We start from the raw sequence: 6234 nt of genomic DNA, 5'->3' as shown, positions 1-6234 counted from the left end.
CCGTGAAAGATTTGGCGGCGCTGACCAATGCGCTGCAAAACAGCTTTTTGCTCGATCAAATGCCGGCGAGTCTGTGGCGAGACCTGGGTTTGGTCTCGCTGCTGAGCCTGGTCTTGATCGTGGTGCTGGACCGCATGCTGTTGCGGCCCTTGCAGCAGTTGCGTCGCCTGGCCAGCCACGCCGATGCTTTTGACCCGACCCAGCCGCCACCGATGCCGGAGCCAAGGACGCCGAACGAGTTGGCGCGTATTTCGCATTCCATCACGCGCGCGCAGCACAGCCTGTGGCAGCAATTGCAGGACGAGCAAGCGTGCGCGGAGGCCCTGCGCATTGAAGTGCAGCGACAGCAAGAAGCCTTGCGCAATGCCGAGCAGTCGCTGGCGCAAAAAAATCTGGAGCTGGGCCGACTGAGCCGCATTGATGAGCTGACCGGCCTGGCGAATCGGCGCGAGTTTGACGAAGGCCTGCGGCGCGAATTCAAGCGCGCTCAACGCCAGCGTGGCCATTTGGCCTTGGCGGTGCTGGACTTGGATCACTTCAAGAATTTCAATCAGCGCTACGGCGTGGCGAGCGGCGACGCCGTGCTGGCCCGCTTCGCGCAGCTGCTGGCGGTGCGTTTCAAGCGTGACACCGATCTGGTGGCGCGCCTCGGTGGCGAGGAGTTTGTCGCTTTGCTGCCAGGTTTTGGCTTAGAAGTCACGCAGGGCCTGCTTGAGCAGCTGCGCCAGGACCTGCGTGAGCTGCAGCTGCCGCATGAAGGCGGGGTTCATGGCCAGGTGCTGACCGTCAGCATCGGCTTGGCCGCTTACAGCCCGACTCATCCTTATCTGAGCCCGCAAGCGCTGATGCAAGCTGCAGATGAGGCGCTCTACATCGCCAAACATGCTGGCCGCGACCGGCTAAGCCTAGCCGCGGCTTCCAGCGGGCATACAGAGCGGGCCTGAGGCTGGCTGGGGTCAGCGATCGCGTTCCAGCGCTTGCTGCATTTGATCGCTGACACGGCGCGCTGCACGCAGCACCAAGGCTTCGTCGAGCGATGCTTGTGGCGCGATGCTGCTGGCCACTTCATCCAGTCTTTCGGGTTGCAGCAACAGCGCCCACGCAATCGTCGAGATCGCGCTCACGCCGCGGCGCTGCAGACTCTCGGGCATGATCAAGTGGGCTTGCACCTCGACATGATGACGCACGCTGGCCACCGCGGTCGGCGCCAGGCCCCAGCTTTCGCACAGCGCCGCGCCCAAGGCATCATGACTAACGCCAAATGCCGTGTGTTCCAGCTGCACCAGTTCCACATCATTGGCGGCCGCGCGCAACATCGCCGGGTAATGAGCCGGCGCATGCCGATACAGCACCGCCTTGCCGCATTCCTCAAACAAGCCGGCCGAATGGGCAGCCCAGGGGTCGATGCCCAACATCTGGCCCATTCGCCCCATCAACAAGCCGCGCTCGGCGGCGCGCTTCCAGACCGGCTCCAACTCGGCTGCCGGTGGAAACGCCGCACGCAAGCCCATCTCGAACGTGATCGAGGCGACCTCGCGCATGCCCAGATAGGTCAGCGCCTGGTGCACTGTCTGCACCCGACCGCGCAAACCATACAGCGATGAGTTGACGGCCTTCAGCACGGCCGCGGCTAAGGCCATATCGGTTTCGACCAGTGAAGACATCGCCAGCAGATCAATGTCTTCGGCCGCCATCAACAAGGACAGCTTGACCAGGACCTCGGGCTGAGTCGGAATCTCGATATCAAGGGTGCGCAATGTTGGATCGACGGGCATGGCTAAAAGTCTCCTGAAACTGTTTCGATCTTAGTCTTTGAACGGCCCGCTTGATGGGCTAAGTCAGCGAGACTTTGCAAGCAACCGTTGCAATACACAGTTAGCGCAAGAACGCATCCCAGCCGGTCTTGAGGATCAGGCCGCCGACCACGACGATAAACATGCCGCGCACAAAGCCGGCTCCGCGCGCCAAAGCCATGCGGGTACCGACCAGGCTACCCGCCACATTGGTGACGGCCATCACGGCCGCGATATGCCACCAAATATGGCCCTTGTAGGCAAACAACGCGATCGCCGCCGCATTGGTGGCGGTGTTCATCAGCTTGGCCGTGGCCGAGGCGTGGAGGAAGTCATAGCCCAGCAAGCGCACGAACAGGAACACAAAGAAGCTGCCGGTGCCGGGGCCAAAAAAACCGTCATAGAAGCCGATGATCAAACCGATGCCGCCGGCCATCAGCGTTTCCGCCCGGCCGCTGAAGCGGGGCGCATGTTGCCGCCCCAGGTCTTTGCGGGCCAAGGTGTAGGCCAGAACCAGCAGCAAGATCAGCGGCAAGGCGCGGCGCAAGAAACTGGGGTCAACCAGGGTGACCGTCCATGCGCCGGCAAAGCTGCCCAGCAATGCAACGCCAGCGGCCGGCAACAGCGCCGGCCAATTCAGCGTCACGCGCCTTGCATATTGAGCGGTGGCCCAAGCCGTACCCCAGATCGACGCGCCCTTGTTGGTGCCGAACAGGGTGGCGGGGGGCGCTTGGGGGAACACACCAAACAGGGCAGGCACCAGGATCAAGCCACCGCCGCCCACCACCGCGTCAATGAATCCGGCCAAGAGCGAGGCCAGCGCGACGGTCACAAGTTCAAGCATGCGGGGATATCAACGATGAATAGATGCGGCGGCCAACCTGCAAAGAAAAACAGGCACCTGAAAACCAGTTTCAGGTGCCCGTCGATTGTGACAGTGTCACTTTTTTGTGGGTACCGCCTTGCCTGAGATTGTCTCCTCATGCCGCCCTAGCGTCCGTATTGCCGACGCATCGAGTGAGCGCAATGTAGGGCCGACTGGGCATGCCCGCACTTGGGGTTTTTACGGTCTGCATGCACCGACTTGGTCTAGTTGGTACGCACTCACTGTTTACTTATCGTTTGCCAAATATAGCTCTGTACAAAACTTCCAGCGCACTGATTCAGTTCACCGGCGGCCCCGAGGCTTGCACACTCTGTGGTGTTTTTGCGAATCACCGCGCCCCAAATCAGCCCAAATAGCCATTGTGGCAACTTGGAACAGGCAAACAAGTGGCAAAGCAGCGGTCATCATCCGCTTTGACCCAAATGGCGACGCGGAACAATTTGGCTTATGAATGCATTCAACTTTGACGCGCAACTTGGCTCGCGGCCTCAATGGCGGCCGCTGCGTAGCTGTTTGCTGTTGTTTTCGGTTCTGCTTCTTGCGGCCTGTGGAGGCGGGGGCGGCGGAAGTTCAAACGTGGCGGAGGCGCCCGCACCGACGCCCGTGCCCATCGGCAGCGCCACCACGACCCTGGGCTTCAGTTTGCCGCGTGCAGGCTTGGGGCCGGGGGAGTTGGCGGTGATCGTGGTCGACGGCGACGTGCAATCGGAGGCGATTGCCGGCTACTACCAAGCGGCACGCGGCATCCCGGCCGCCAACATCATCCGTGTCAAGCTGAACACCAGCTCGGCGACGATCTCGGTGGCTGATTTTGCCGTCTTGAAGGCCGACGTCGATGCCAAGCTGCCGGCCGGCGTGCAGGCCACCTTGCTGACCTGGACCGCGCCGTCGCGGGTAGTCGGCACTTGCGCGATGAGCATCACCAGCGCGATGGCCTTCGGCTTCGACAGCAAGTACTGCGGCGGTTGCTCCGCCACGGCGCCCTCGAGCTATTTCGATTCCGAGTCCCGGCAAGCCTGGGCGGATCACAAAATTCGGCCCTCAATGCTGCTGGGTGCGGCCAGCCTAGCCGCCGCCAAGACCCTGATCGACCGGGGTGTGCGCGCCGACGCCAGCCGGCCGGCCGGCGACGGCTATCTGCTGCGCACCAGCGACGCGGCGCGCAGCGTGCGCTATGCCGACTTCAGCGCCTTGCCCGCCGCCTGGGCCGGCCGCTTGCAACTCAACTACAGCGACAACTCGGCCGGCGCCGCGGCCGACGCCATCGAGAACAAGAGCGATGTGCTGTTTTACTTCACCGGGCTGTCCAAGGTGCTCAAACTCGGCAGCATTGGCTTTCGGCCCGGCGCCGTCGCCGACCACCTGACCTCGTACGGTGGCCTGCTGCCCGGCTCGGGCCAGATGCCCATCACCGACTGGCTGGACGCCGGCGCAACTGCCAGCTTCGGCACCGTCGAAGAGCCCTGCAATTTCACCCAGAAGTTTCCTAAAGCGTCGGTCTTGATCGAGCATTATTTCCGCGGCGCGACCGTCATCGAGGCCTATTGGAAGTCGGTGCACTGGCCGGGTCAGGGCCTGTTCGTCGGCGAGCCTTTGGCGCGACCGTTTCCCGACAGCCCCAGCTTCACGCTGGAGAACGGCCAGTACCTGATCAGCACGCGGGCGCTGCGTAGCAACGCCAGTTACAGCCTGGAGTACCGTGTCGGTGCGGCGGGTACCTGGACCGCGCTGGCCGCCTTCAAGACGGTGCGTGCCGAGGCGCAGACCTTGCGCTCACCGTTGCCGCCGGCCAATGCGACCGAGCTGCGCTGGCGCGGCCCTTGCCCGAGCGACGCGGCCCTGCAATGCACGCTCTGAGCGCTATGAACGCGGCCACTTAGCCCCCCCAGCGGCCGGCTTTCGAGCGGACTGGCAAAATGGGGCTCCCTCCAGGCGCCTCTATGTCCCCCCAGTCTCTACCAGCCATGCGTGTGCTGTCCGTCATCCCCCCGATGACCCAGCTCAATACGCCTTATCCGTCGACCGCTTATCTGACCGGCTTTCTGCGCTCGCGCAAGGTCGACGCGGTGCAGGAAGATCTCGCTCTGGCCCTGATGTTGAAGCTGTTTTCGCGCGCCGGCCTGCTGGCTCTGCGTGAGTCCGTCCACGCCCTGGCCGAGGCCAAGCGCACGCCGCTGGTGCAGGGCTTCGATCAGGCCTTTGACGCCTATCTGACCACCATCACCGCCACCATCGCGTTTTTGCAAGGGCGCGACAGCACGCTCGCGCATCGCATCTGCGGCCGCCAGTTTCTGCCCGAGGGTCCGCGCTTTGCCTCGCTCGATGTCTATATCGACGAAGACGGCGGCGACCCGCTGGCCTGGGCTTTCGGCGCCCTGGGCCTGCAGGACAAGGCTCGCCATCTGGCTACGTTGTACCTGAACGACCTGGCCGACGTCTTGCGCGACGCGGTCGACCCGCGCTTCGAGTTCGTCCGCTATGCCGAGTCGCTGGCGACCAGCCAGCCGACCTTCGAGCCGCTGGCCGAGGCGCTGGCGGCGCCGCTGAACCTGGTCGATATCAGCTTACGCGAGCTGGCGCTGGCGGCGATCGAGCGCCATGGTCCGCGCCTGGTGCTGATCTCGGTGCCTTTTCCCGGCGCCGTCTATGCGGCCTTCCGGATCGCCCAGTTCATTCGCGCCGCGCATCCCGACATGGTGATCGCGCTCGGCGGCGGCTTCGTCAATACCGAGCTGCGCGAGCTGACCGAGCCGCGTGTGTTTGACTACTTCGACTATGTGACGCTGGACGCCGGCGAGCGCCCGCTGCTGGCGCTGCTGGAACACCTGGACGGCAAACGCTCCAAGCAGCGGCTGGTGCGAACTTTTGTGCGAGAAGCGGGCCAGGTCAAATACATCAACTTTGTTGAAGCCGATATCGCCTTCGCCGAGGTCGGCACGCCGACCTGGGACGGCCTGCCGCTGGACCGCTATTTGTCGCTGTAGGACATGCTGAACCCGATGCACCGGCTGTGGTCCGACGGGCGCTGGAACAAGCTCACGGTGGCCCACGGCTGCTATTGGAAGAAGTGCAGCTTTTGCGACGTGAGCCTCGACTACATTTCGCGTTATGAAGGCGCGTCGGCCGCCACCCTGGTCGACCGCATCGAGGCCATCGTGCAGGAAACCGGCGAGACCGGCTTCCACTTCGTCGACGAGGCCGCGCCGCCGAAGGCCTTGAAGACGCTGGCTGACGAACTGGCGCGGCGCCGGATGTCGATCTCGTGGTGGGGCAACATCCGCTTCGAAAAGTCGTTCACGCCGGCCCTGTGCCAGCAGTTGGCCGACAGCGGTTGCATCGCGATTTCAGGTGGCCTGGAAGTGGCGTCGGACCGCCTGCTGAAGCTGATGAAAAAAGGCGTCTCGGTGGAGCAGGTGGCGCGCGTCACGCGCGGATTCTCCGACGCCGGCATCCTCGTCCACGCCTACCTGATGTACGGCTTCCCGACGCAGACGGTGCAAGACACGGTCGACGCGCTGGAATACGTGCGCCAGTTGTTCGAGGCCGGTTGCATTC

General features: G+C 63.6%; 4 protein-coding genes and 1 pseudogene. 3 read left to right on the top strand and 2 right to left on the bottom strand.

The genetic code is table 11. From position 1 onward, the window contains the following. On the top strand, positions 1-944 hold a 944-nt coding region (locus tag RMO57_RS11455; RefSeq protein ID WP_310386721.1), incomplete at its 5' end, for a GGDEF domain-containing protein. A gap of 12 nt (positions 945-956) precedes the next feature. Here RMO57_RS11455 and RMO57_RS11450 read toward each other — a convergent pair. Together RMO57_RS11450 and RMO57_RS11445 are read right to left on the bottom strand one after the other, a co-directional pair. Continuing rightward, positions 957-1775, bottom strand: coding sequence for an HDOD domain-containing protein (locus RMO57_RS11450; protein ID WP_310386718.1), 819 nt, complete (start codon positions 1773-1775; stop codon positions 957-959). A gap of 100 nt (positions 1776-1875) precedes the next feature. Beyond that, on the bottom strand, positions 1876-2637 hold the full coding sequence (locus tag RMO57_RS11445; RefSeq protein WP_310386715.1) for a sulfite exporter TauE/SafE family protein: 762 nt from the start codon (positions 2635-2637) through the stop codon (positions 1876-1878). A gap of 618 nt (positions 2638-3255) precedes the next feature. On the opposite strand from RMO57_RS11445, the gene RMO57_RS11440 reads away from it, so the two are divergent. Both RMO57_RS11440 and RMO57_RS11435 read left to right on the top strand, forming a co-directional pair. Next, positions 3256-4536, top strand: coding sequence for a TIGR03790 family protein (locus tag RMO57_RS11440; RefSeq protein ID WP_310386714.1), 1281 nt, complete (start codon positions 3256-3258; stop codon positions 4534-4536). An 83-nt stretch (positions 4537-4619) separates the two neighbouring features. After that, positions 4620-6234: pseudogene (locus tag RMO57_RS11435) on the top strand (B12-binding domain-containing radical SAM protein); the annotation flags it as partial.

It is taken from the genome of Roseateles sp. (assembly GCF_031397715.1).
In the GTDB taxonomy this organism is placed as follows: domain Bacteria; phylum Pseudomonadota; class Gammaproteobacteria; order Burkholderiales; family Burkholderiaceae_C; genus Paucibacter_A.
Note: the sequence above shows the minus strand (reverse complement) of the source record. Positions and strands in the feature narration are given on the sequence as shown.

Excerpts from the sequence above, each read along its gene's own strand:
- RMO57_RS11445 (WP_310386715.1), bottom strand. The coding sequence starts at position 2,637 with ATGCTTGAACTTGTGACCGTCGCGCTGGCCTCGCTCTTGGCCGGATTC.
- RMO57_RS11450 (WP_310386718.1), bottom strand. The coding sequence starts at position 1,775 with ATGCCCGTCGATCCAACATTGCGCACCCTTGATATCGAGATTCCGACT.